Raw genomic sequence first — 25,389 nt, forward strand, 5'->3', positions numbered from 1 at the left:
TGGTGCGGCATCTATTATTTACTGCCAAACTTTCGTTGATATCGTACCTTGTTTGACCGCGACTTATCTACTTTTAATTAAACAGCCAAGCAGTTTTCATAATCAAATTAATCGAGCAAAATCTTTGTCCCACTTTTAGTAAAGTTCATCACAAATTGGCTTTTAAAGTTGCGCACATTATTCTCATAGGTGAGCAAACCAGTCGTGAAGCGATGGTAATCACTCATATTTTTGGCATTGACCATCAACATAAAATCCGCATCACCGGACACCTCATAACAGCTCATCACTTGTGGTTGTGTATTCATCAAGCGCTCAAACCGATGTTGCATCGAAGTGTTTGAGCGCGCCATCTCTATCATCACCACTGCCGTAAGCCCGTAGCCAACCTTATTTGGGTCAACGATAGCGACTTGCTTGGTAATGACGCCATTGCTGATTAATGCTTGAATACGGCGCTGGGCAGTAGCGATAGACACATGCACTTGTTCTGCCACGGTTTTTAATGGCAAGGTCGCATCGTCCTGTAATAAATTTAAAATCGCTTTATCGATATCATCTAAAACTTGGCTCATGGTGTTCTCTCTTTTAGAAAGCATTTTATTCACTGGATTTTTTATAATTATTATCACTATAAGTCAAAATTTAAGAAAATATTTATTTTTAAGTGATTAATAAGATAGATTTATTCATAAATAGGTTTTTATAGCAATAATATCTCACCGACACTCAGTAAAATAGGTGCTATTAATCAAGGTCTAACAACCAAAAATTAGCAATTAAAGCCTAGCAACCAAAGCTTAACCCTAACAAGTAAAAGCTCACAGCTGGTTTTCTAATATCTATTTAAACTTACGGTGCTTTTATGTCTACTTCAATGCTTTCTACTGTCTTTGCAAATACGCTAGCAACGACTGTCTCGCGCTTGCCATTGCCAGTGATTTGGACGGCGGGTAGCGCACAGCAACGCACATTAATATTGGGCGTAGCGTTAGCGGTGTTGTCGAATTTATTATTTGGCGTACTTTATGCTTATAGCAGCTTTTTAGCACCATTGTCAGGTACGCAAGTGTTTATCTGGCGTATGCTAGCAATGTGGGCGGCATTGATAGGCTATTTGCTGATCAGTGGGCGCTTGAGTTCGCATATTGATAAGCTCAAAGCGCTAGGCACAGTTAAACAATGGGCGTGGTTATTATTACCGACACCTATATTCTTAAGCCAGTTTTGGTTGTTTATGTGGGCACCAGTCAATGGGCAGGGCGTACAAACCGCGATGGGTTATTTTTTATTCCCACTCATGATGGTAGTGTTTGGTTGCGTCTTGTTTGGCGAAAAACTAAGCCGCCTGCAATGGCTAGCGGTGGCTTTTGCAGCAGTGGGTGTGTGCAGTGAAATCATTCGTACGCAAAGTGTCTCTTGGGCAACGCTTTGGGTCTGCGGCACGTACCCGCTATATTATATTTTACGCCGCATACAAGGGATTGGCGCGGTGACTGGGTTATTGGTTGATTTGACGATATTCGCACCATTTGCTTTGGCTTACTTATTGCTGTTTGCGCCGAGCAGTTTAAGCTTAGTGAGCGGTTCTGGCTTTTTTATCCTGATGCTGGCGGGACTTGGTGTCATGAGCGTGCTTGCCATGAAAACCAATGTCGATGCCAGTCAGATGCTACCAGTCAACGTCTATGGCATGATGAGCTATTTGGAGCCTGCTTTATTATTCATATTGGCAATCACCGTATTAGGCAACCCGTTTGAATCGGCGATGATCTATAGCTATGGCTTGATTTGGGTAGGCATCGCATTTTTAGTGGCTCATGGGGTGCGCAAATTACGTAGCGCTCATAAACAATCGTAAACGACAAAGATTGCGCCAGCTATTTGAAAATTAATAAGTAACCTTGATTGAACAAATAAAAACGGACGATTCAGCATAAAGTTGAATCGTCCATTTTTTTAAGATTAACACCAATCTGTTGAAAGATGGCTTTAATCTAAATCCTTCTTAAAACCACGCTGCTTATCACGTTCCCAATCACGGTCTTTAAGCGTTTTACGTTTGTCATGCTGTTTTTTACCCAGTGCCAAGCCAATTTGACATTTCACCAACGAGTTTTTCCAATAGCAGGATAATGGCACGCAGGCATAGCCTTTTTGGTTGACTGCACCCATTAACTTTTCTATTTCGCGGCGATTGAGCAGCAGCTTACGGGTACGGATACTATCAGGACTGACATGCGTTGAGCTGGATAGCAGCGGCTGAATATGGGCACCAAATATAAATGCCTCATTATTACGAAAGATAATATAGGCTTCCGTAATGGTCATTTTGCCCGCACGAATGGCTTTTACTTCCCAACCTTGTAACGACAATCCTGCTTCAAACGTTTCTTCAATAAAATACTCGTGTCGAGCTTTTTTATTGGCACAAATTTGATTCTCTGGTTTTTTTGATTTTTTTGACATAATTTCTCCATAAGGACTGCCTACAAATACAAAGTCCTTATCTGACTAGTCCTACTGATTCCTCATCCTAACTCAATAAATGGCATTGTCTTTTATTTGGTTTATAAAACGGATGAGTCGAACCGCCTATTGTAGCAAAGCCTCTAACAAAAATGTAAGTCGGCTATTAGGACAAATGTAGCCAATATAGTCGAAGTCATTTAAGGTGGTCACACAGCAATCGGGCGCAAACAGAAGACTGAGTACATTAAGTGAGTTTAAGGCGGTAACTATTTACAAATGCATCGACGATAAGTATTAAGTTTGAGCAAAATTTGCTAGCATATAGCCTACTATTACTGACCCTATTAGCCACGCTATGAGCCACTCTACTTCTGCTAACTCCTCAAAGCTGCACACTAGAATTTTATATCCTGGTACCTTTGATCCTATTACCAATGGTCATGTGGACTTGGTCACACGCGCCACCAAACTGTTTGATGAGGTTGTTATTGCGGTTGCCTCAGGACATCATAAAAAGCCTTTATTTAACTTTGAGGAGCGCGTCGCCTTAGTCGAGACGGTATTTGCTGACTTACCACAAGTATCGGTCGTGGGTTTTGAAGGTTTGCTCGTTGACTTTATGCGTGAAAAAAATGCCACTGCTGTCTTACGAGGTCTGCGGGCGATGTCAGATTTCGAATATGAATTTCAGCTGGCCAATATGAACCGTGAGCTTGATGAAAACTTTGAAGCGGTGTTTTTGACGCCATCGCAGAATTACTCATTCATCTCCTCGACGATGATTCGAGAAATCGCCAAACTCGGTGGTGATGTGACTAAATTTGTCCCACCATGTGTGTCACAAGCTTTTGCTGAAAAACTCAATCTTAGATAGCAAAATACCTGCTGATAATTAAGATGTGTTGAATATTTAAACGCATCGAAATCGTCAAAGCCAACGATACAAGTGTTATAAGAAAAATATAAGGAGCAGTCTATGGCGTTATTAATTACTGATGAATGCATCAACTGTGATGTGTGCGAGCCTGCCTGCCCAAACGAAGCCATCTCAGAAGGCGATGATATTTATGTGATTGACCCTGATTTATGCACCGAATGTGTCGGGCATTTTGATGAGCCGCAATGCGTGGTCATTTGCCCAGTCGATTGTATTCCTCATGATCCCAAGCATGTCGAGACCGAAAGCGATTTGTTGTCCAAATACAAACGCATTACGGGTCAATAAAATATGACAACATCACTCTTATCTACGAAATCAACGAACGACTTTGACCAGCAACATCTCTGGCATCCTTATGCTAGTCTACCGCCGACTTATCCTAATATTGTGATTGATCACGCTGATGGTATTTATATCGTCACGCAAGATGGCACGCGTCTGATTGATGGGATGTCATCGTGGTGGGCAAGCGTCCATGGCTATAACCATCCCAAACTGAATGCAGCGATGATTGAACAATTGGGTAAAATGGCGCATGTCATGTTTGGTGGTTTGACCCATCAACCCGCAATAGATTTGGGCAAAAAGCTGCTTGCAATCGTTCCTACTGGACTGGATGCCATATTTTATGCGGATAGTGGTAGCATTGCGGTAGAGGTGGCTTTAAAAATGGCATTGCAATATCAAATTGCTGCTAAGCGTCCGCAAAAGTGCCAATTTGCCTCGACCCATTCAGGTTATTATGGTGATACGTGGCATGCGATGAGTGTCTGCGACCCTATCAATGGCATGCATAGTCTCTATGGCAAGCAATTACCTATGCAGCATTTTGTGCCAGCTCCGCCAATGGGCTTTGAACGTGATATTAGCCAGTCTGAATATGATGAATTAACGGATTTCTTTGATAAAAATAGCGATAAGTTGGCTGGATTTATTATCGAGCCGATTATTCAGGGCGCAGGCGGGATGCGCTTTTATAGTCCTCAGTATTTGCAGCTGCTTCGCAAATTGTGTGATAAATACAAAGTAGTACTAATTGCCGATGAAATCGCAACTGGTTTTGGTCGTAGCGGTAAGTTATTTGCATGTGAGCATGCTGATATCAGCCCAGATATTATGACGATTGGTAAAGCGCTGACTGGCGGTTATATGACTTTTGCCGCAACACTATGTACTCGAAAAGTTGCTGAAACGATTAGCCAAAGTGATTATCCGGCACTGATGCACGGTCCGACCTTTATGGGCAATCCGTTGGCATGTGCCGTCGCTTGTGCTTCGATTGATTTGATCCTGTCCTATGATATTGAAGCGCGCACTGCCAATATGCAACTCACTATAGAGCAGCAGCTAGCACCTGCCGCGTTGCTAAAAGGTGTTGCTGAAATCCGTTGCTTGGGTGCAGTCGCCGTCATTGAATTACGAGAAGCGGTTAAGATGCCCGTCTTTCAGTCGCTACTTATCGAGCATGGCATTTGGGTCAGACCATTTGGCAAATTGGTGTATATCATGCCGCCTTATGTCATTACTAATACTGAGCTTGTGACTTTATGCCAATCTCTATTAAAAGTAGTTACAATTTATCTGTCGCAAATATCGAGTGCAGCTTCGAATAGTGAAGTTCATCAATAAAAACTGTCTTATACACCAGTCAATGTCTTTTATAAGGTGTGCTATGAGTGTTCTATTTGTTTCAGGTATCGATACCGATATCGGTAAAACTTATGCTACTGGTATCATTGCCAAATCATTGATGCAGCAAGGCGTCAACGTCATCACTCAAAAACTGGTGCAAACGGGCGTTAGTGTCAATTCAGATAGTGGCGAGATGAATATTGCGGACGACATTGTCACTCATCGTCAGCTGATGGGTATTCCACTACAGCCATGTGATATTGATAGCTCCACTTGTCCATATCGTTATGAAAAACCCGCATCACCGCACTTAGCGACTCGGTTATCAGGGGGAGTGCTAGATCCTGAACTGATCACTAGTGCTACCAAACGATTGCAAGCTGAGTATGACTTGGTATTACTAGAAGGTGCTGGTGGATTGCTCGTGCCAATAACTGAGCAATTATTAACCTTAGATTATATTGCAGCTCAAGGCTATCCGATTGTTTTGGTCACTTCTGGTCGTTTGGGTAGTATCAATCATACGTTACTAAGTCTAGAGGCAATAAAAGCACGTGGGTTATCGGTACATAGCATCATTTATAATCATATTCATGATAATACTGCTCAGACGGATGCTGAGATTGCAAACAGCACTGTGGATTTTTTGCAAAATTATTTAGCTGCGAATTATCCAAATACGAATTGGTTATCTTTACCTGTGCATGGGAATGATAGCTGTAATAATGCAGATTTTATACTCTCTGAAAACTTTATATAAATCACCGTTAAAAATAAGCTAAAAAACTTTCCGAAAGTAAGATTAATTTTGCTATACTAGCGCGCTTGGTAGACTAGGCAATCGCCGCTGCACACTGGCAACAGACTGAGCAGGGGAGGAAAGTCCGGGCTACATAGGGCAGCGTGCCAGCTAACGGCTGGGCAGGGTAACTTGACGACCAGTGCAGCAGAGAGTAGACCGCCTTTGGCTTATATGAGTATCGCAAGATATTCATGTCATCGGTAAGGGTGAAAGGGTGCGGTAAGAGCGCACCGCGTGTCTGGCAACAGTTCACGGCATGGTAAACTCCACGCGTAGCAAGACCAAATAGGCATCGGCATGGCGCGGCCCGCGTTCGATGCGGGTAGGTTGCTTGAGCGTACGAGCGATTGTGCGCCTAGAGGAATGATTGTCCACGACAGAACCCGGCTTATCGGTTTACCAAACCTTTTTTATTGTTCGTGATAAAAATGCAGCTAATTTGAATAAATTTCATGTTTTCTGCAAAAAATGCCCTTATAGGGGTTGACGACAGTCAACAGCTTGGGTAAAATGTGCATCCTAAAATGGCGATGTAGCTCAGCTGGTTAGAGCGCATGACTCATAATCGTGAGGTCAAGAGTTCAAGTCTCTTCATCGCCACCATTTTTAGCAATACCTGTAGTATTAAAAATACCAATCATTATTTGATTGGTTTTTTTTTGCCTGAAATAAATTATTTCAGAATATGGTGAATGGCTCAATGCGCACCATAAAATTATAATTACCTACTGATTTCTTGCTAAATCATAGCTTTATCTGTTTAGGTACAGATTAATTGTTGTAACTTATGTCCCGCTTACTTATCATAGGGGCTGTTTTCGGTAAAGTCCTGTAACGCCATGTCTGTACAACTACCTCCTTATCGTCCTATTAAGCACCGCAATGGTCTAAAAGTCATGGGTGCCGCATTTCATGCTTTGCTGATGCGTGAGCTGCAAACGCGCTTTGGTGGTTATCGCTTGGGCTATCTGTGGGCGCCATTAGAGATAATGTTTCAAGTTGCTATTTATTTGATAATATTTGGCGCTATTATGACCCGTGTGCTGCCAGGAATGGACTACATGTTATTTCTGGTGGCAGGCCTAGTGCCTTTTCGTATGATGAGTACCATAGCAACACGATCGTTAGGAGCAGTTGAGGCCAATCAAGGGCTTTTAATGTATCGATCAGTACGTCACATTGACGTCATTATTGCCCGCTCATTTTTAGAACTAGTGATTTATTTTTTTACCTTTGTACTGCTGTTAGTCATACTTGCTTTTATTGGTATTCCTATCAGTCTTGCACATTTGAATGTGGTTTTGTTTTGCTGGTTAACTTTATTCTTATTTGGCTTTGGATTAGCTATGATAATGATGGTTGTTGGCTATTATGGGGGTGAAATCAGCAAAATTATTGGTTTGATTTTTACTATTTTATATTTTGTATCTGGAATTATGTATTCTATTCATATTATTCCTGAACCATATCTGAGTTATTTATTATATATTCCATTTGTCCATAATATTGAACTAATGAGAAATGCACTATCTCCTACTTATCCTGCGTATCATATTGACATAACGTATTTTTTAAAGTGGACGGTTGCAGTAAATTTCTTAGGTTTGCTCATGTATAAAGCGGTAGAAAGAGACTTAATACGTTCTAAATAAATCATAAATTGTGATACCAGTTTTAACTTAGGGCAAACAGATGATTGAGATTAAAAATGTTTCTAAGTCATTTATGACCAAACAGGGTCGGCATTATCTATTTAAAGACCTAAATCTGACCATTGGTGATAAAAAAAGTGTGGGTTTACTCGGTCGTAATGGGGCAGGAAAATCAACTTTGCTGCGTATTATTTGCGGACTAGATAAGCCCGATCACGGAGAGATTATCACCGACTCGACGATTTCTTGGCCAGTAGGGGTAGGCGGCGGTTTCCAAGGTAGTTTGACTGGTCGTCAAAACGTTCGTTTCGTTTGCCGTCTCTATTCAAGCGGTCCTTATATTGACGAAAAAATTCGTTTTGTTGAAGAGTTTGCAGATATCGGTAATTATTTCGATATGCCGGTAAAAAGCTATTCATCAGGGATGAAGTCGCGCTTAACGTTTGGCTTAAGCTTGGCCTTCGATTTTGATTACTATATGCTCGATGAAGCAGGCGCTGTGGGTGATGCGGCTTTTCGTAAGCGTAGTGAAGAGATTTTGGCCGCGCGCCGTGAACAAGCAGGGTTTTTGATCGTATCGCATAACATCGGTGATATTAAGCGTAATTGTGATATTGGTATTGTGCTAATGGATCAAACAGCACACGTCTTTGAAGACACAACAGAAGCGATTGAGGTTTATGAAAAGCATGTCCACAAAGCGAAAAAATAAGATAATTGACTTCTCGCTGTTTATTGGCTTGGTGGTCCTCCCTTGGGTGCTGGTGATATTTTATGTCATGACCATTGCTCATCCGCGGTTTATTTCGACGGCTGATGTGGTGGTCAAACAAGTCAGTGATACTAGTGTGCCTTCTGGCGGCGGACTGTCGGCCTTGTTGGGTGTGAACAGTACCAGTAAAGAAGATGCGACTTATCTGACCGAGTATATTCTATCCAATGATATGGTGAAGCGCCTTGATAATAAGTTCAAGTTCCGCGAAGCGTATCATGTCGATGGCTCAGATCCGCTCAATGAGATTGAGCCTGATGCCACACAAGAAGAGTTACTTGAGTACTTCAAAAAGCGTGTACACATCAATCTGGACGAGCAAAGCTATGTGCTGTCAGTATCGACAGAAGCCTTTGATCCAAAGTATGCTTTTGAGCTGAATAAAACGATCCTCAATGAGTCTGAGCAGTTCGTCAACCGTATTTCACAAGAGGTGGCTCGTGATCAGCTGGTTTTTGCTGAGACACAGTTAGATGAATCACAAGATCGCCTAAATGATGCTAAAGAACAGTTATTAAAGTATCAAAACGAAAATGAGATTTACGATCCACAATCCAATGCTCAAATTGTGAATCAGCTGATTGGTAGTTTGCAAGCGCAATTAAGCTCATTACGTACCGAAGAGCGTCAATTACTCAGCTATCTGAACCCAGACGCACCGCAAGTAGTGTCATTAAGAAGTCAGATTAAAGCAGTCGAAGAGCAAATCAACCAAGAGCAAACCAAGCTGACCTCGCCAAATACTACTAAGCTAAATCGACAAGCGGTACAGTTTGAGACTATCAAGGCAGATGTTGATTTCGCTACTGAGCTCTATAAATTGTCGTTATCTTCACTTGAGAAGGCACGTTTAGAAGCCTTTAAAAAGATGAAAAATTTGATTGTCATCTCAACACCATATCAAGCTGAAGAAGCAACTTATCCACGCCGTGCTTATATTATTTGGACGTCGCTAGCATTACTTTTGATGCTTTATGGATTTGTGCGCCTAGTGATGGCGGTTGTTCGTGATCATCGTAGCTAGTTTTAACACACCAGATATCAGTAATGATCGATAGATCAGCAAAGGAATACCACTCATGAATATGAAACCACGTCCTCTTGTGACCGTGATAAAAGTGTTAAGTTTGGCCATAGCAGCCAGTAGTGTATCAGCACTAGCAGCAGGCAGTTATGCTGATCAAATCTCAGGATCTAGCTTTGGCTCCAGTAATAACAGCATGAGTCAAGACCAAAACCGCAATAACATCAATGTCTCAACACAGGCATTTGCAGGTGGTGTATCAGGACAAGCGACCCCGCAAGAAGCGGTTAATGCCTCAAGTTTGCCAAGTCAGTCAGTCATCAATACCACGCGCCCCTATCAAGAAATCAACACGCAAGACATGATGTTTGGTGAGCAGCTCTTCCGTGGAGCATTTTCGACCACCTCTGGCTCTACCTTTAATGACAGTTACGTGATCAACCCGGGTGATAACGTCCAAGTACGGATGTGGGGCGCTTATCAATATGCGGCTACCATGACCGTCGACCCACAAGGCAATATTTTCTTGCCAAATATCGGTCCAGTACGTGTCTCAGGTGTGCAAAATGGCAGTCTGCAAAATGTGGTAAAAAGTGCTGTCAGTCGTATTTATCGCTCGAACGTTGGCGTTTATGCCTCATTAGAGCAAGCACAGCCAGTGAAGGTGTTCGTAACAGGTTTCGTCAAGCAACCAGGCTATTACGGCGGTTTAGCAGCAGACTCGGTATTGTCTTATTTGGATAGAGCAGGTGGCGTTGACCCAACACGTGGTAGTTATATTGATATTCAAATCAAACGTAATGGGCAAATGCTACAGCAAGTCAACCTGTATGATTTTTTACTAGCGGGTAAATTACAAGCATTCTCATTTCGTGACGGCGATGTGATTACGGTCGCGCCGCAGAAAAAAACCTTTGAAGTAGGCGGTCAAGTCCAAAACGAATATACCTTTGAATTTGATGTGAATGATTTGACCATTGGTGATGTGTTGCAAGTGGCCAATCCCGCAGCAAATGCGACCAACGTTAGTATCACTCGCAGTGCAGGACGTGCACAGACGGCGGAATATTACTCGTTGGCAGAAGCTCAAAACGTGCCTGTTTATAATGGTGATCAGATGGTCGTTACCTCCGATCGTTATGCGGGCACAATCGCGGTACAGGTAAAAGGTGCGCATACGGGTAATGGCGCCATGGTTGTGCCATATGGCGCTCGTTTAAAGGACATAGTGCCACAGCTACAGCCAAGCCCACTCGCTAAACTGACTCATTTGACCATTTATCGTGAGTCTGTTGCTGAACAACAAAAACGCATGATTAATGAGTCGCTCGATCGCCTAGAAGAGCTGACGCTTGCCACGCAGTCGACCACTCGTGAAGAAGCAGCACTGCGTCAAGACGATGCAACGTTGGTTAAGCAGTTTGTTGCCAAAGCGCGTAATGTTAAAACGACGGGTCAAATTGTTGTCGTCCCGAATTCGTGGCAGGATATTATTCTGCAGCAAGGTGATATCATTGAGATACCTGCGCAAACTTCTGTCATTACCGTTAATGGTCAAGTACGAGCACAAGGCGCGTTGACCTTTAATCCAGATTATACCGTTGGTGATTATGTTGCCAATTCAGGCGGTTTCTCTGACAATGCTGATGTTAAAGAAATCTTGATTATCCATCAAAATGGCGCCAGTGAGGTGGTCAATACCGCTTATCGTATCCAGCAAGGCGATGAGATTATGGTATTACCAAAAGTCAAAACTAAGCGCGTAGAAATTGCGCGTGGCTTATCGCAAATTGTTTATCAATTAGCCATCGCTGCTAAAGTGGTTCTCGATTTATAACCATTATTGAAAAGTTGTATAACAAGAGAACAAGTCATCTGCATAGATAGATGTAAAAGTAATGAATAAGGGTGTTAGAAATGGCAAAAAGCGCGGCAGATGATGTCAATGTGGCAGTGACCTCTCACTCTGATAATGCGCTGCTTTTGCCATCATACCAATACCAATTGCCACAGCATTTGGCGGTCATTGGTAAGGGTATGCGTCAAAACAATTTACTTTTGTCTCAGGTATTACAAGCAGATATTCAGCGCTGGTATCCGTGGTCAGGTCTACCGCAACGTATCAATGTAGGTAAAACGCTTTTACTGTCTGCATTGCCATTACCTAATGTTGTAAAAAATCAGATAACTCATTTGTCCAGCTCCTTTCTCTCTTTTCAGCAACCCGATGCCTTTATCGGTTGGGGTCGCAAAAAAAGTTATCATCGAGCTAATAAAGTGGCTAAGCGGCAAAAGCTTGAGACATTAAGTGTCGAAGATGGCTTTTTGCGTTCATTAGATTCTGGTATTAGTAGCCGTCATGGCCTGAGTGTCGTCGTTGATGACCTTGGTATTTATTTTGATACGACGCATGACTCACGCCTTGAGCGGCTGATTATTGAGCGTACTAAAAACGCTACTACGCCTAATAATTACGAAATAGATGACGCGCGTGCGCGGCAATTGATGGCACGTATTTGTAATGAACAGCTCAGTAAATATAACACAGTGATCGATTGTCCATCCTTGGATGAATTGATAAGTGAAGACGGCGTTAACACAACGCCAGATTCCTTGAAATCGCATGTTTTATTGATTGACCAAGTGGTTGGTGATGCTTCTATCACCGGTGCGGGCGCGGATAAACGTCAGTTTAAGAAGATGTTAAAATCTGCGTGTCGTAATCATCCTCACGCCCATATCTGGATAAAGGCACATCCTGCGTCAAAATCGGGATACCTGACTCGTTTAAAACTACCTAAGCAGGTTCGGTTATTAACTCAAGCACTCAATCCTATCCAGCTATTAGATCAAGTTGACCATGTTTATACGGTCAGCTCACATATGGGCTTTGAAGGGTTGATGTTAGGTAAAACAGTACATTGCTTCGGGGTCAACTGGTATAGTGGCTGGGGTCTAACTGATGACAGCGGCGCACCCAAAAAGCTGCTTAAAGCGGTCGAGAAACGTCGTCAAAAACTTGTCAGCAAACAGCTAGAGTCTAGAGGACATTCAAATCCTGCGTTGTTTCCTATATCATTTGCTAAAAAAACATCTGCGACGTTAGAAACGTTATTTTATAGCGCCTATATAGATTATAATCGTTATGTAGATCCGGCCACCAAGCAAGCCTGTGATATTGATACAGCGATAGAATGGCTAGTGACTAATCGGTATTGGCAAGCGCATCTTGAAGGTGATTTAACGGTATATGAATTTAGTCGCTGGAAATTACCATTTGTAAAAGCTTTTACGAATCTACCGCGTACGACATTATTTATCAAACCCAAGCCACGTCTCAAGAATCTACTGCATCCTGATCATTTTCGTGTTGATTATCAGCAGCCTCTACTAGTGTGGGGTTTGGCTAAGCGGCAACAAGTAAAAAATAAATTACAGCTTAAGCTTGAGAAACAGCCGCATTTATCCATACCGTCTATATACTGTATGGAAGATGGGTTTATTCGCTCAAATGGTTTGGGCGCGACGTTGTTAGCACCGTTGTCGGTCGTCATAGATAAGCAAGGCATTTATTATGATGCGACCCAGCCCTCAGATTTAGAGACGTTGCTACGTCATTGTCAATCACTGAACCCACAGCAAAGTGTCCGTGTACAACAGCTGCAAGATAAATTGCTGAATCAGCGGGTGAGTAAATACAATGTTGGAGCTGATGTCGACAGTGCTAATAACCAGCATACTTCGTGGATGGATGATGCTAGGGTATCTGGCAAGCGCCGTCTGCTTATCATCGGTCAAGTCGAAGATGATTTATCGGTGCAGTACTGCGGCTCGATCATCAAAACCAACAGCGGCTTGATTGAGCGTGTATGCCAAGACAATCCTGAGGCTTATCTTATTTATAAGCCGCATCCTGATGTTGAAGCAGGACTAAGGGCTGGTAAGGTTAGCGCAGAGTTTTTACAACAGGTTAGTGCCGTCGCCTATGATACTGCGATGCCTGATTGCTTAGAATGTGTCGATGAAGTACATACGATTAGCTCATTGACTGGCTTTGAAGCGTTGCTGCGCGGTTTAGACGTTACTTGCTACGGCTTACCGTTTTATGCTGGATGGGGGTTAACGGCAGATATTGATGCCCAATTATCACCGAAAGCTGACTATTTAGAGAGACGAAAACGCGACACTACATTAACGCTTGAGCAATTATTATATTGTGCGCTTATCCGCTATCCATTATATCGTTTGCCTAATGGCTATGGGCTTGCACAAGTAGAGCAAGTGATTGACTATTTATACCCTCCTAAAAGCGATCCTTTGCTTAAAGATATTCATAATACAGCGTCTCAAGCGCAAATATCTAGCATTATAAATAGCTCGATTAACCATGCGACTTCAGTTTTATCCACGCTACCTGAAAATTTTAAACGCCAAGTGACTACTCGTTTTATGCAGCAGCGTCATCAATGGCAGCAGCGCCTGCGTAAACTATCTCGTTAGTTTATTCTAAACTTGTGACGCAAATCCATTGCGACAAGTAGGGGCTTTTTCGGTATAATCAGTGATGATTAGTGTGTATTTACACGGCTTAATATTCAAGTTATTTAATAAATACTCTCGATTTTATTCTTCATCTTCTCATTAATGGTAATTCAATACTATGGCAGCTTCGATGTCTCACTTGCTTACTCATCGACACGTCTTGCTGTTACAAGGAAAGATGGGCGGATTCTTCAACCGTTTTTCGACATTTCTGCAAACTCAAAATATTAAGGTTAGTAAGATTAACTTTAATGCAGGTGATGCATTTTTTTATCATCATGATAATACCTATGAATATACCGATACGTTAGCGCAGTTCTCTTCTTGGTTGCAGGTTTTCATTGAAGAAAATAGCATTGATGCGATTGTCTGTTTTGGTGATTGCCGTCCGCATCACACCCAAGCTGCTTGTATCAGTGAGCAGTTGGGCACCTCTTTTTTTGTATTTGAAGAAGGCTATTTGCGTCCCGATTACATTACATTGCAAGAATATGGCATTAATGGCTATTCGCGCTTAAATACGGCAGATATTAAAGCGCTCAAAAAAGCCAATGATAAACCACTGTATACTCACAATCGATTTTACCGTTTGAGTATCGCTGCGATTGTCTACTATATTATCGTTTGGATATACAAAAGTCGCTATCCGCATTATTCGCACTATCGCGGTATGACGGCGTGGCAAGAAGCAATCGCTTGGCTCAAAGCACCATGGCGTAAATTGCGAGGGTATTTACCTGATAAGCGATTGCAAAATAAGCTAACCAAAGAACAAAGCAATAATTATTTTTTGATTAGTTTACAAGTGCATAATGACTCGCAGATTACCCATCATAGTGACTATCGTGATGTGGTGCAGTTTATTGATGAGTCTATTGCCAGCTTTGCAGAGTATGCTGATAAGCAGCAATTACTAGTATTCAAGCATCATCCGTTAGATCGTGGTCATCGAGATTATCGCGAGCTGGTATCTAGCTTGGCTAGACGCTATCAAGTGGCGGATCGTGTATTCTATGGTTGCGACATGCACCTGCCAACCTTGATGAAACACAGTATTGGGATGGTGACCATCAATAGCACGACAGGGTTGCAATCGGTATATCACAAAAAACCTACCAAGATCATGGGTCGCGCGATTTATGATACGCCGAAACTGATAGATCAAAAACCCCTTAATGAGTTTTGGCAACAACCTAACCGCCCAGATAATGAGTTTTATCTTAGATTTCGTGAATACTTGATAGAGCAAACTCAGATCAACGGGGCTTTTTACGGTAGGTCACCATGGATGCATAAATATCTGCATAGCGCAGGATGTGAACCCATAGAGAGCGATCTGTCCAAAACCAATACCCCTCAGTAGATTATTGATTGTTCATATCCAGTTAGCATGAGTCTTGTCGAAGTGAATAAGGTGCTATCAAGCCGCTCGCTTTCTATCTGTACAGTTATCCGCTCGTAACTTCACTTGTAAATCATCCCTCTGCTAATAAAATCGCCTTACTTTATGGTAGAAAACTGCTAGAATGCTCTTTCATGCCTGCGCGTAAGAGTTGACGTCCTGAGCGGTTGATTGGAGATGATAATATTGGCAAATAAGCTGATTCTAATTATTTTCTCTTGTTATTGATCCCTTAATGATGGACAGCTATTTTAGCGGTTGCGCCTGACAGTATTTATTTCTTAATTTTATTATTCTATCACTCTTAATTTAGTAGGCGCTTTGTGACTGCATTAGCAAATATTCGTAACTTTTCAATCATTGCCCACATTGATCATGGCAAGTCGACGCTTGCTGATCGTTTTATTCAAATGTGCGGTGCCTTGCAAGATCGCGAGATGCAGGCGCAAGTACTTGACTCCATGGATATTGAGCGTGAGCGCGGTATCACCATTAAAGCGCAGTCGGTAACCTTATTCTACGATCACCCTAATGGTGAGCGCTATCAGCTCAACTTTATCGATACCCCAGGACACGTTGATTTTTCTTACGAGGTGTCGCGTTCACTAGCCGCTTGTGAAGGTGCGCTATTGGTCGTTGATGCCGCGCAAGGGGTGGAAGCTCAGTCCGTGGCCAACTGCTATACTGCCGTTGATCAGGGTCTAGAAGTCATGGCGGTACTAAATAAAATTGATTTGCCACAAGTCGAGCCAGAACGCGTCATTCAAGAGATTGAAGACATCATTGGGATTGACGCTGTTGATGCACCACGAGTTTCTGCTAAATCGGGTTTGGGCGTTGATAAATTACTAGAAGCATTGGTTGAATTTATCCCTGCACCGACTGGTGATCGTGATGCACCCCTACAAGCATTGATTATTGACTCTTGGTTTGATAACTATCTAGGCGTTGTGTCTTTAGTTCGGGTACGTGAAGGTACTATCCGAAAAGGTGATAAGCTTTATATTAAATCAACCAAAGAAGCGCATTTAGTCGGCTCGATCGGTGTCTTTACGCCTAAGCCTGTCGATACAGGTATCTTGGAGGCGGGTGAAGTCGGTTTTATTATTGCTGGTATCAAAGATATCGCTGGCGCGCCAGTGGGTGATACGATTACTCATTCTAAAACGCCAGACGTTGAGCGTATTCCAGGGTTTAAACAGATTACTCCGCAAGTCTATGCCGGTATGTTCCCTGTTGAATCTACAGATTTTGAAAAATTCCGTGAAGCGCTGCAAAAGCTGCAAATCAACGATGCCTCATTGTTCTTCGAGCCTGATACCTCCGATGCGCTAGGTTTTGGTTTCCGTTGTGGTTTCCTTGGCATGCTGCACATGGAGATTATCCAAGAGCGTTTAGAGCGTGAATATGACTTGGATTTGATTACTACTGCGCCATCCGTTATCTACGAGATCGTCAAGAAAAATGGCGATATCATGTATGTTGATAATCCATCAAGACTCCCTGAGCCGAATAATATTGAAGAGTTCCGTGAGCCCATTGCCCGCTGTCAGATTTTAGTACCGCAAGATTACTTAGGTAATGTCATGACGCTTTGTATCGAGCGCCGCGGCGTACAGGTAGATATGCGTTTTATGGGTCGTCAAGTACAGCTGATCTTTGATATTCCAATGGGTGAGGTCGTCATGGACTTCTTTGACCGTCTAAAATCAGTTTCGCGCGGTTTTGCCTCACTTGACTATAATTTTGAGCGTTATCAAGTCGATAAATTGGTTAAAGTAGATGTATTAATCAATGGCGAAAAAGTCGATGCGCTGGCCATGATTGTTCATGAAACCCAATCACGCTATCGTGGAAATGCGTTGGTGACTAAGATGAAAGAGTTGATTCCGCGTCAGATGTTTGATGTGGCAATTCAGGCGGCGATTGGTAGCCAAATTATTGGGCGTAGTACAGTGAAAGCCATGCGTAAAGACGTCTTGGCTAAGTGTTATGGCGGTGATGTGTCGCGTAAGAAAAAGCTATTGTCTAAGCAAAAAGCGGGTAAGAAACGTATGAAGCAAGTCGGTAATGTGGAGATTCCACAAGAAGCCTTCTTAGCGGTATTGCAGGTTGAGTAAGTCATTACTAATTGACTGGTCAACGATAGTTTTGTTGGTGTAATTAGTGGCGCAGTTGATAGTATAGATAGCCAGATAAGTCGCTCGTTAATAGGCAATTGAGTATGGATTTTGATTTTAATTTAATTTTAGTACCGTTAACCATTGGTTTGGGTATTATTTGGCTATTAGATAAGCTGACCCTGAAACAACGTAAAACTCGCGGGCGTGGTCAAGAAAGTCTCTTGGTACGCTGGGCTTACGATTTTTTCCCCGTATTGGCAGTGGTGTTAATAGTACGCTCGTTTTTGATTGAGCCTTTTAATATTCCCTCATCTTCTATGGTGCCGACATTATATACGGGCGATTTTATTGCGGTTAATAAGTATGCCTACGGGGTGCGCCTACCGCTGACGTATAACAAAGTTCTGGATACTGGCGCGCCTGAGCATGGTGATGTGGCGGTATTCCGCTATCCTGAAAACCCAAGTATTTATTATATCAAGCGTGTCATTGGTTTGCCTGGTGATACTGTTAGTTATGATCAAGGGACACTTTCTATCAATGATGTCCCAGTTGACACTAAGCCTGTCGATTTTGCGGCGAACCCTGAGTTGACCTCACAGCTTTATTTACCAGGACAAATTGGTCCAGGGCAAGTACTGACCGAAGACAGTGCGGCAGCGATGGGTCAGCAAGAAGAGGGTGAGGCGCAATACTTTCAGGAAACACAAGGTGAAAACAAGCATCTTGTTCGTTACTTAAATGGTATGAATAGCTCTCAATATGCACCATTTTTGCAGCAGCAATCGCCAGAGGTGGTTAGCTCAGCAGGTACTAAATGGCGTATTAGCGTTCCAGAAGGTCAGTATTTTGTGATGGGCGATAACCGCGATCGTAGTGCTGATGGTCGGTTTTGGGGATTTGTTCCTGATGAGAACTTAGCGGGTAAAGCGGTTTATATCTGGATGCATAAGCCACCCGGACTTAATTTACCAACCTTTGAACGCAATGGTACTATTGATTAAGATTATGTAATTAAGATTATGAGACGCTCTATTGGTTGATTTATCGATAATAGTTTTATGCTAATATTGTTGCTATCTAATAAACGGCTACCTAGTATTTTGGTAGCTCCTAAAAATAGTTGTTTACCAGTAGAGGGATATCATAGTGCAGCAATTATCTGGAATCGCCACACAGCGTGGTGCTAGCGTAACGAGTATCGTTTTAATTATTCTTGTGTTAGGAGTTGCTGCCAAATTGATGGTTGCTATCATACCTGCTCAGATTGGTGATTATCAATTGACCAAGACCTTAAGCGCACAGCTTAAGGAAGCAAATAATAATAATGAGACGGCCAAGCAGTTTGTCGAGCGTGTTAATAGACAGCTATCTATTAATGCTGACTACGATACTCAGGCGGAAGACGTATTTACTTTTATTGATAAAAAGACGGGACAATTGGCTATCCGTAAAGAATATGCAGTCACTAACAATTTCTTTGGTAATGTTGATATCGTCAATCGCTTCGAAGGTGATATCGATATGACAACAGCAGAGTAACTAAAAAGAGTGTTAGATCACTCTTAAACTTTTTAATATCTGAATGTCTTTATAATATTCATTAATCCATACTATTACTAACCAAATCAGTAAAACAGAAGGGATAACCACAAGCCACGCATGAAACCAACTTTGCAGCATTCCCAAGCGATTCCTACTCCTCAACAAAATAGCACGTCTGTCGACACGCTGATTGTTAGCTCAGAATTTATTCAGCAATTAGCCGTATTAACACGCAAGTTAGGCTATGTGTTTAAGGACTTGAGTCTCCCCAAACTTGCGTTGACACACCGCTCATTTGATAGCAAAAAAAATTATGAGCGTTTAGAGTTTTTAGGAGACGCTCTGTTAGGAATGATTGTGGGTGAGGCTTTATATCATCGCTATCCTAGCCAAAATGAGGGTCGCTTGACTCGTATGCGTGCCACTTTGGTACGTCAAGAATCATTGGTCATCATTGCGCAAAACTTAGAGCTCTCTAATCACCTGATATTAGGGATAGGTGAGCGTAAAGGTGGTGGGCGCAATCGCGCTTCTATATTGGCTGATGCTGTGGAGTCTTTGATTGGTGCTATTTATTTAGACAGCCAAGATTTGGATATTACTCGCGATTGTGTTCTCTCATGGTATGGTGATTTGATTGACAACGTTAATGACCAAAAAGCGTTAAAAGATGCCAAGAGTCGATTGCAAGAGTGGCTACAATCTAAGCAATTTGATCTGCCACATTATGAGCTAATGGAAACACGTGGTAACGCGCCGCATCAAATTTTTGTTGTACGTTGCCATGTTAATATCAATAACTGTGCTGATATTACTGAATCTGGTGAGAGCCGCCGTATCGCTGAACAAAAAGCAGCAGAACTAATGATTAACCAATTGCATAAACTGCCGAGCTCAGCTAAAAAGCGATCCTAACTAGGATTAACCTATGGATAGCACATACCAATTTTTTTGACAGTATATGTTAAGTGACGTTTTAAGAATCGTTTATTTGACTTAGCGTAAACGTCACACATTTCAAAACCTTAAATATTTCCCAGCCGATGATGGTTTTGCTTTTTTAGTGCTGATACAGCCAATACATCATTAAGCACCATTTGACTGGGTATAAATTCTATAGGATTAACCTATGAGCAATCGTACTGACTTGCCATCCAATGATGAAGATAATGCCAAAAATATGACCGAAAACACAGAATTGAATCAAAACCAAGATAATATCGATACTACTAACGATGGTATCAATCAAGCAGAAGTTATTACTGTAGACAATGATATGGCAATTGAAGAATTCTTTGCCCCTACTAGTCATGCAGGTATTGCTGATGATTTTAAAGCGGGTTATGTCGCGATCGTTGGACGTCCAAACGTTGGTAAATCGACTTTGATGAATCACTTATTGGGTCAAAAGCTGTCTATTACATCACGTAAGCCGCAAACGACTCGTCACCGTATCCACGGTATTTTGTCAAATCACGAGATGCAGGCAGTATTCGTTGACACGCCGGGTATTCATCGCAATGAAGTACGTGCTATTAATGAGCGTATGAATAAAGCTGCGGTATCTGCATTAGTAGATGTTGATTTGGTGTTATTCGTTGTTGATTCAGATCAATGGCGTGATGATGATTTGTTAGTTCTACAAAAGCTTGGCGACACCAATTTAAATGTGGTATTGGTTATTAATAAATCTGATACCTTAAAAGATAAAGGCAGCGTGTTGCCGCTGATTGAGACGTTTAATGACAGTTTTGATTTTGCCGATATCGTACCAGTATCTGCCTTAAAAAACCAAAACCTAGATCGTCTACAAGAAGTGATTGCTTCGCATCTTCCTATTGCTGCTCCTATCTATGATACCGAGCAAATTACTGACCGCTCAGAACGATTTTTGGCCAGTGAAATTATCCGCGAAAAAATCATGCGTAGCGCTGGTGACGAAGTGCCATATGACTTAACTGTACAGATTGATGGGTTCAAAGATGAGCCTGCGCACACTGATCCAAAGACAGGGCGTCCACGTAAGGCTTGTACTTTCATCGATGCGACTATTTATGTTGAACGTAGTGGTCAAAAAGCCATTGTGATTGGTGATAAAGGTCAGCGTATTAAGCAAGTGGGTATGGATGCTCGTAAAGATATGGAGCAGCTGTTTGATAAAAAAATCATGCTGACACTGTGGGTGAAAGTGAAACGTGGCTGGTCTGATGACGAACGTGCATTGACTAGCTTAGGATATTGATTAAAGAATAGCGCTTTAATCACTTTTCTATATGCTCGATGCTGAGGTGATAAAAAATGCGTAACGAAGCGTTAATCGGTTATTTATTGCATCAGCGTCCTTATCAAGAAAAGTGCGCCTTATATTATCTGTTTTCTCAGCAACATGGCGTGATTCATGGTATTGGGAAAAAAGGCGCGCCATTGTTCATGCCATTGCAGCTCTTTGCCACTGGTAAACGGGATTTAAAAACGTTTAGTCAGATCAATATTGCATCGCAACACACAACTCAAACAGGCATAGCAAAAGAAGATGATGGCATTGCCACTGTTTTAGAAGCACTGTCCTACGAAAATATTACAGGTCAACATCAATATGCGGCGTTGTATTTAAACGAAATACTATGGCGGTTGTTGTCGACTGAAGATCCAATGCCGGTATTATGGCTACATTATCAGGACAGTCTGTCTCAGCTTAGGCGACCTCTGAGCGCCAACGAATTACGGTTGTGCTTGCGCCAATTTGAGCAGCATTTATTCAATGAGTTGGGTTTTAGCTTAATATTGACGCACGATAGTATTGAAAAAATCATTCAGCCTGACGATTCTTATCGCTTTTTACCTGATGTTGGTTTAGTGCCTGTCTTGCAGAATGATATACAGACTGAGCATTTAGACAATACTATGGGGCAATTTTTTTTCAAAGGTACTGATATTATCGCAATGACGCAGTTAGGTATTACTGACAAAACCTTAAATAATTGGTCAAAAATCCATCGACAGCTTATTGATCATTTACTGGATTATCAACCATTGCAAAGCCGCCTACTATGGCAGCAGCAACAGCGTTACCAATAAATAATAGTACTATCCTCAAAGTGTTATAACCAATCCGATTGCTACTGAGACTGTCTAAAGTTTCATATTCTTGTACCGTTGATCAGTTAATTGGGTTTCGTTATCAAAAAGATTTCTTATGACCACTGCTTCATTACCTTCATTTAACAACCCTTTGCAAAAACCTTTATTAAGTATAAACATTGATCACGTAGCAACTCTGCGTTAAGCGCGTGGGGTTAGTTATAAGCCCTTTAGCCGCCGCTCTTTGGTGCGAGAAGGCGGGAGCAGATAGTATTGAGTTACATACAGGCGCTTATGCTGAGGCAAGCTTGGTAGCCGATATGAACATGCAAAATGCTGAGCTGAAACGAATTAAGCAAACTGTTGCTACTGCTTGACGCAGTGATAATAAGCTCTTAATTAACGCAGGTCATGGTCTGACACGTGATAATGTGAACGCTATCGCACAAATTGAGGGTGTTTATGAGTTGAATATTGGCCATACACTCATTGCAGATGCTGTATTTGTAGGACTCGAGCAGGCAGTTATTATGATGAAAGAAGCAATATATACAGATCTACAAAGCTATCAAAAAATATCATTGGTAATTTATGTGAGTGGTAACTTATGCCATTAGTAATTTCTTATTCGTCACATTCAGTGGGATGGTCTTCATTAAGTTTTTGTTTAACAATACCTCCTTGGTTAAATGATATTAGATACATTGCTTCATTATAAGCAACGATGGGACAGTATTTTATATGGCCAAAATGTCCTCGTGGTTTGCCACTATCACCCCAAAATTTGGTGTAGTGGCGTCGACTTCCAACTCGTAAACTTAGCTTACTGTATTTAGGATTTAAAGACTGCTGAACGACTAATGAATCTACCTGAGCATCAAAGTGATTATTGTCATTTTTATCTATGAATAACAAAAGTGTCTTATCGCTGTCTCTATGGCAGCGCCCTCCAGTATCAGACAAGCAAACAATCACATTCTGTCTTCTGATGTAACTCTCAGCCTTGGCTAAGGCAAGAGAATTCTCTAACTGACTTTGAATCCGTTTGGCTTCCATACGTGCTAATTGCGTTCGTATGACTGGGGCTGCGATCGTCACTATAATTGCTAATACACATACAGTGACGATAAGTTCAACCAGCGTAAAACCTTTGTTATTTCTATTAACAGTGCTTGGGTCTGTTCTAATGTTTGTATTAGGTGCTCTTTTATAGAGAGATACTATATATCTGTGATACACATAAAGAATCAATCGGCTTTGAGCTAGCCTGTGCTTATTTGAAGTAAAAACCCATAACATAAATGCTGAGAGCTCTTTGTAACTTGATAATGTTTTATGCAGCAATGCCATGAGGCTTGTTACCTATAATAAGTAGTTTAGTTCAATAAAACAGTCTCGCTTCTTGAAATGTTGTTCAATCCAATCATTGCGTAAAGTCGAGCCAATATGCGCGCGAAATTTTGGAGTAATGATCAAATTTATGATGTATGAAATAATGTTGAGTGCTATAATATAAACAGAATATATGTCTACTGTCAAAAAATGTTTCAATTAGTGAATGACTGGTTTTAATAATAGAGAAAAAACACTAATTGTACTAAAATACGCCCAGACAATAGATACTGTTAGGTTTACTATCTATTGTGAACTGACATACAAAAGATAAAAAGCGTAAGGTGTGTTAGTTCTAGGTAACTTAAGCTGGTTATTGTGTTTTAGTTACGACATTATCGTGTAATAATGTGTAGCTCGTTAACGAAAAAAGTTGTAAACTGAATTGATAATCGCTAAGCTACTCCTTAATTGGTTTTGCTTTGTCACTTAAAATTCGTAAAAGATGTCTATTTTAGAGCATCTTGAGAAGCGGTTTTGCTTAATGCATCACTCAAATTATCCTTTGGAGGAAGTCCATGAAATTGAATAAAATTGCTCTAGCTCTGGTTGCTGTAGCAGCTGCACCTTTAGCAGCTAATGCTGGCGTAACTATTAGCCCATTGTTACTAGGTTATCATTACACTGGCGAAGCTCATGACGAGCAACGCGAAGTCCTTAAGACTGGTAAAGACCTTTATATGAATGGTCAGAATCCATCACAACCAATTGATGGTCGTAACGGAAATCTAAACGGTGGCGTAGCTAAAGAAAGCAGTCTATATACTGGTGCTGCACTAGGTATTGAGCTAACTCCTTCTACTCAGTTCCAAGTAGAGTACGGCGTGTCAAGTGCAAACGGCGAAGCTTCAGAAAGATCAGCAGACGCTGGTGTTAACCGTTTTGACGTAGAACAAACCATGCTTTCTGGTAACTTCTTAATCGGTACTGAAGAATTTACTGGTTATACTGATAGCGCATTCAAACCATATGTATTGGTTGGTGCTGGTCAATCTAAGATTAAAGTAGAGAACCAAGAGCAATATGTTGCGACGGGTAATGCGCAAGGTACTACAGCAGGTCAACCTGTATCAGCTGGTACTGAAGTTGCAGAGTCTAAAGATACCATTGGTAACCTAGGTCTAGGTGCTATGTATCGTATCAACGATGCTTTAAGCCTACGTGGTGAAGCTCGTGCGATTCATAACTTTGATAATAACTGGTGGGAAGGCATGGCTTTGGCCGGTCTAGAAGTTGTACTTGGTGGCCATTTAGCACCTACAGTAGCAGTACCACCAATGCAAGAGCCAGTTATCGATACTACTCCAGTAGTCGTAGTTGAATCTGATCTTGATTCTGATGGCGATGGCGTACCTGATAGCATCGATGCATGCCCAGGCACTCCTATGAATGTTGTAGTAGATGAGCGCGGTTGCCCAGTACCAGTAGATATTACTGATGAGCTGAAAATGGAACTACGTGTATTCTTTGATAACGATAAATCAACGATCAAATCTCAGTATCAACCTGAAATCGCTAAAGTAGCAGAGAAGATGCGCGAGTATCCTAACTCTACAGCACGTATCGAAGGTCATGCTTCTAAAACTGGTCCTTCAGCACGTTATAACCAACGTTTATCTGAAGCCCGTGCCGTTGCTGTTAAATCTATGTTGACTAACGAATTCGGTATTGCTCCAAACCGTATATCAACAGTTGGCTATGGTTATGACCAACCAATCGCTCCAAACGACACTGAAGAAGGTCGTGCTATGAACCGTCGTGTTTATGCCATCATCACTGGTGACAAAACAATGACTGTTGAACAAACTAAAGATATGGTTGTTCAGTAAATAGTATTAAACCGATTGTTATACTAAATATATAGTTACAAAAAAAGTCACCTAATGGGTGGCTTTTTTTTATTTATGGATTGAGAAAAGCAAGTTATTACATAAATTTGTGAAGCAATAATGTTATACTAGCTGCCCAAACATTCTGTAAATTGACAGAATGTACATTAGCATAGCTATC

21 protein-coding genes, 1 tRNA gene, 1 other RNA gene and 1 pseudogene are annotated in these 25,389 nt (G+C 41.6%); 21 read left to right on the forward strand and 3 right to left on the reverse strand.

Annotated features, from left to right (window positions below; all coding sequences use genetic code 11):
- Positions 1-107: 107 nt before the first annotated feature.
- Positions 108-575, reverse strand: a complete 468-nt coding sequence (locus C8D84_RS06700; RefSeq protein WP_045453648.1) for an Lrp/AsnC family transcriptional regulator — start codon at positions 573-575, stop codon at positions 108-110.
- 290 nt (positions 576-865) lie between these two features.
- Here C8D84_RS06700 and rarD point away from each other — a divergent pair, with 290 nt between their 5' ends.
- Positions 866-1,861, forward strand: coding sequence for an EamA family transporter RarD (gene rarD, locus C8D84_RS06705; RefSeq protein ID WP_109590970.1), 996 nt, complete (start codon positions 866-868; stop codon positions 1,859-1,861).
- A gap of 131 nt (positions 1,862-1,992) precedes the next feature.
- On the opposite strand, the gene smpB is transcribed toward rarD, so the two are convergent.
- Positions 1,993-2,469, reverse strand: a complete 477-nt coding sequence (smpB, locus tag C8D84_RS06710) for an SsrA-binding protein SmpB (protein WP_045453654.1) — start codon at positions 2,467-2,469, stop codon at positions 1,993-1,995.
- Positions 2,470-2,827: 358 nt separating this feature from the next.
- Between smpB and coaD the strand changes: the two genes are divergently transcribed.
- The 19 genes and pseudogenes from coaD to C8D84_RS06805 all read left to right on the forward strand — a co-directional run.
- Positions 2,828-3,346 (forward strand): pantetheine-phosphate adenylyltransferase, encoded by a 519-nt coding sequence (gene coaD, locus C8D84_RS06715; protein ID WP_045453657.1) that lies wholly within the window; start codon positions 2,828-2,830, stop codon positions 3,344-3,346.
- 102 nt (positions 3,347-3,448) lie between these two features.
- Positions 3,449-3,697 carry a YfhL family 4Fe-4S dicluster ferredoxin gene (locus tag C8D84_RS06720; RefSeq protein WP_060490412.1) on the forward strand — a complete coding sequence of 83 codons (249 nt, stop codon included), beginning with the start codon at positions 3,449-3,451 and terminating at the stop codon, positions 3,695-3,697.
- A gap of 3 nt (positions 3,698-3,700) precedes the next feature.
- Complete coding sequence (gene bioA, locus C8D84_RS06725) at positions 3,701-5,041, forward strand: adenosylmethionine--8-amino-7-oxononanoate transaminase (protein ID WP_109590972.1); 1,341 nt, start codon at positions 3,701-3,703, stop codon at positions 5,039-5,041.
- Positions 5,042-5,084: 43 nt separating this feature from the next.
- Positions 5,085-5,804, forward strand: coding sequence for a dethiobiotin synthase (bioD, locus tag C8D84_RS06730; RefSeq protein ID WP_109590974.1), 720 nt, complete (start codon positions 5,085-5,087; stop codon positions 5,802-5,804).
- 65 nt (positions 5,805-5,869) lie between these two features.
- Positions 5,870-6,253, forward strand: an RNA gene (rnpB, locus tag C8D84_RS06735) — RNase P RNA component class A.
- Positions 6,254-6,372: 119 nt separating this feature from the next.
- Positions 6,373-6,449 (forward strand) — tRNA-Met (locus C8D84_RS06740).
- 236 nt (positions 6,450-6,685) lie between these two features.
- Positions 6,686-7,498, forward strand: coding sequence for an ABC transporter permease (locus C8D84_RS06745; RefSeq protein WP_109590976.1), 813 nt, complete (start codon positions 6,686-6,688; stop codon positions 7,496-7,498).
- 40 nt (positions 7,499-7,538) lie between these two features.
- Positions 7,539-8,210, forward strand: coding sequence for an ABC transporter ATP-binding protein (locus C8D84_RS06750; protein WP_109590978.1), 672 nt, complete (start codon positions 7,539-7,541; stop codon positions 8,208-8,210).
- Positions 8,188-9,294 carry a capsule biosynthesis protein gene (locus tag C8D84_RS06755; RefSeq protein WP_226950228.1) on the forward strand — a complete coding sequence of 369 codons (1,107 nt, stop codon included), beginning with the start codon at positions 8,188-8,190 and terminating at the stop codon, positions 9,292-9,294. The genes C8D84_RS06750 and C8D84_RS06755 overlap by 23 nt, the downstream gene beginning before the upstream one ends.
- Before the next feature lie 55 nt (positions 9,295-9,349).
- Entirely contained in the window at positions 9,350-11,131 is a 1,782-nt protein-coding gene (locus C8D84_RS06760; RefSeq protein ID WP_109590980.1) for a polysaccharide biosynthesis/export family protein, read from the forward strand.
- Between the two features lie 80 nt (positions 11,132-11,211).
- Positions 11,212-13,794, forward strand: a complete 2,583-nt coding sequence (locus C8D84_RS06765) for a capsular polysaccharide biosynthesis protein (protein ID WP_109590982.1) — start codon at positions 11,212-11,214, stop codon at positions 13,792-13,794.
- A gap of 160 nt (positions 13,795-13,954) precedes the next feature.
- Entirely contained in the window at positions 13,955-15,199 is a 1,245-nt protein-coding gene (locus tag C8D84_RS06770; RefSeq protein WP_211181260.1) for a capsule biosynthesis protein, read from the forward strand.
- A 362-nt stretch (positions 15,200-15,561) separates the two neighbouring features.
- Positions 15,562-17,358 carry a translation elongation factor 4 gene (gene lepA / locus C8D84_RS06775; RefSeq protein ID WP_109590986.1) on the forward strand — a complete coding sequence of 599 codons (1,797 nt, stop codon included), beginning with the start codon at positions 15,562-15,564 and terminating at the stop codon, positions 17,356-17,358.
- Between the two features lie 104 nt (positions 17,359-17,462).
- On the forward strand, positions 17,463-18,365 hold the full coding sequence (gene lepB, locus C8D84_RS06780; RefSeq protein ID WP_109590988.1) for a signal peptidase I: 903 nt from the start codon (positions 17,463-17,465) through the stop codon (positions 18,363-18,365).
- Between the two features lie 145 nt (positions 18,366-18,510).
- Positions 18,511-18,903, forward strand: a complete 393-nt coding sequence (locus tag C8D84_RS06785) for a DUF4845 domain-containing protein (RefSeq protein WP_227685419.1) — start codon at positions 18,511-18,513, stop codon at positions 18,901-18,903.
- A 120-nt stretch (positions 18,904-19,023) separates the two neighbouring features.
- A complete protein-coding gene (gene rnc, locus C8D84_RS06790) occupies positions 19,024-19,821 on the forward strand; it encodes a ribonuclease III (RefSeq protein ID WP_109590990.1) in 798 nt (265 codons plus the stop codon).
- A gap of 361 nt (positions 19,822-20,182) precedes the next feature.
- Positions 20,183-21,148: a GTPase Era gene (gene era, locus C8D84_RS06795; protein WP_407691876.1), complete on the forward strand. Its 966-nt coding sequence runs from the start codon at positions 20,183-20,185 to the stop codon at positions 21,146-21,148.
- Between the two features lie 56 nt (positions 21,149-21,204).
- Complete coding sequence (gene recO / locus C8D84_RS06800) at positions 21,205-21,984, forward strand: DNA repair protein RecO (protein ID WP_109590992.1); 780 nt, start codon at positions 21,205-21,207, stop codon at positions 21,982-21,984.
- Between the two features lie 224 nt (positions 21,985-22,208).
- Positions 22,209-22,604: pseudogene (locus C8D84_RS06805) on the forward strand (pyridoxine 5'-phosphate synthase); the annotation flags it as partial.
- Positions 22,605-22,611: 7 nt separating this feature from the next.
- Here the strand turns inward: C8D84_RS06805 and C8D84_RS06810 are convergent.
- Complete coding sequence (locus tag C8D84_RS06810; RefSeq protein ID WP_228244506.1) at positions 22,612-23,337, reverse strand: GspH/FimT family pseudopilin; 726 nt, start codon at positions 23,335-23,337, stop codon at positions 22,612-22,614.
- A 560-nt stretch (positions 23,338-23,897) separates the two neighbouring features.
- On the opposite strand from C8D84_RS06810, the gene C8D84_RS06815 reads away from it, so the two are divergent.
- A complete protein-coding gene (locus tag C8D84_RS06815) occupies positions 23,898-25,208 on the forward strand; it encodes an OmpA family protein (RefSeq protein ID WP_087813996.1) in 1,311 nt (436 codons plus the stop codon).
- The last annotated feature ends 181 nt before the right edge of the window (positions 25,209-25,389 follow it).

It is taken from the genome of Psychrobacter immobilis (assembly GCF_003148585.1).
Taxonomy (GTDB): domain Bacteria; phylum Pseudomonadota; class Gammaproteobacteria; order Pseudomonadales; family Moraxellaceae; genus Psychrobacter; species Psychrobacter immobilis.

Excerpts from the sequence above, each read along its gene's own strand:
- C8D84_RS06750 (WP_109590978.1), top strand. The coding sequence starts at position 7,539 with ATGATTGAGATTAAAAATGTTTCTAAGTCATTTATGACCAAACAGGGT.
- bioA (WP_109590972.1), top strand. The coding sequence starts at position 3,701 with ATGACAACATCACTCTTATCTACGAAATCAACGAACGACTTTGACCAG.
- C8D84_RS06720 (WP_060490412.1), top strand. The coding sequence starts at position 3,449 with ATGGCGTTATTAATTACTGATGAATGCATCAACTGTGATGTGTGCGAG.
- recO (WP_109590992.1), top strand. The coding sequence starts at position 21,205 with ATGCGTAACGAAGCGTTAATCGGTTATTTATTGCATCAGCGTCCTTAT.
- C8D84_RS06765 (WP_109590982.1), top strand. The coding sequence starts at position 11,212 with ATGGCAAAAAGCGCGGCAGATGATGTCAATGTGGCAGTGACCTCTCAC.
- rnc (WP_109590990.1), top strand. The coding sequence starts at position 19,024 with ATGAAACCAACTTTGCAGCATTCCCAAGCGATTCCTACTCCTCAACAA.
- bioD (WP_109590974.1), top strand. The coding sequence starts at position 5,085 with ATGAGTGTTCTATTTGTTTCAGGTATCGATACCGATATCGGTAAAACT.
- C8D84_RS06755 (WP_226950228.1), top strand. The coding sequence starts at position 8,188 with ATGTCCACAAAGCGAAAAAATAAGATAATTGACTTCTCGCTGTTTATT.
- C8D84_RS06700 (WP_045453648.1), bottom strand. The coding sequence starts at position 575 with ATGAGCCAAGTTTTAGATGATATCGATAAAGCGATTTTAAATTTATTA.
- C8D84_RS06815 (WP_087813996.1), top strand. The coding sequence starts at position 23,898 with ATGAAATTGAATAAAATTGCTCTAGCTCTGGTTGCTGTAGCAGCTGCA.
- rarD (WP_109590970.1), top strand. The coding sequence starts at position 866 with ATGTCTACTTCAATGCTTTCTACTGTCTTTGCAAATACGCTAGCAACG.
- lepB (WP_109590988.1), top strand. The coding sequence starts at position 17,463 with ATGGATTTTGATTTTAATTTAATTTTAGTACCGTTAACCATTGGTTTG.
- era (WP_407691876.1), top strand. The coding sequence starts at position 20,183 with ATGGCAATTGAAGAATTCTTTGCCCCTACTAGTCATGCAGGTATTGCT.
- smpB (WP_045453654.1), bottom strand. The coding sequence starts at position 2,469 with ATGTCAAAAAAATCAAAAAAACCAGAGAATCAAATTTGTGCCAATAAA.
- C8D84_RS06760 (WP_109590980.1), top strand. The coding sequence starts at position 9,350 with ATGAATATGAAACCACGTCCTCTTGTGACCGTGATAAAAGTGTTAAGT.
- C8D84_RS06770 (WP_211181260.1), top strand. The coding sequence starts at position 13,955 with ATGGCAGCTTCGATGTCTCACTTGCTTACTCATCGACACGTCTTGCTG.
- C8D84_RS06745 (WP_109590976.1), top strand. The coding sequence starts at position 6,686 with ATGTCTGTACAACTACCTCCTTATCGTCCTATTAAGCACCGCAATGGT.
- coaD (WP_045453657.1), top strand. The coding sequence starts at position 2,828 with ATGAGCCACTCTACTTCTGCTAACTCCTCAAAGCTGCACACTAGAATT.
- C8D84_RS06810 (WP_228244506.1), bottom strand. The coding sequence starts at position 23,337 with ATGGCATTGCTGCATAAAACATTATCAAGTTACAAAGAGCTCTCAGCA.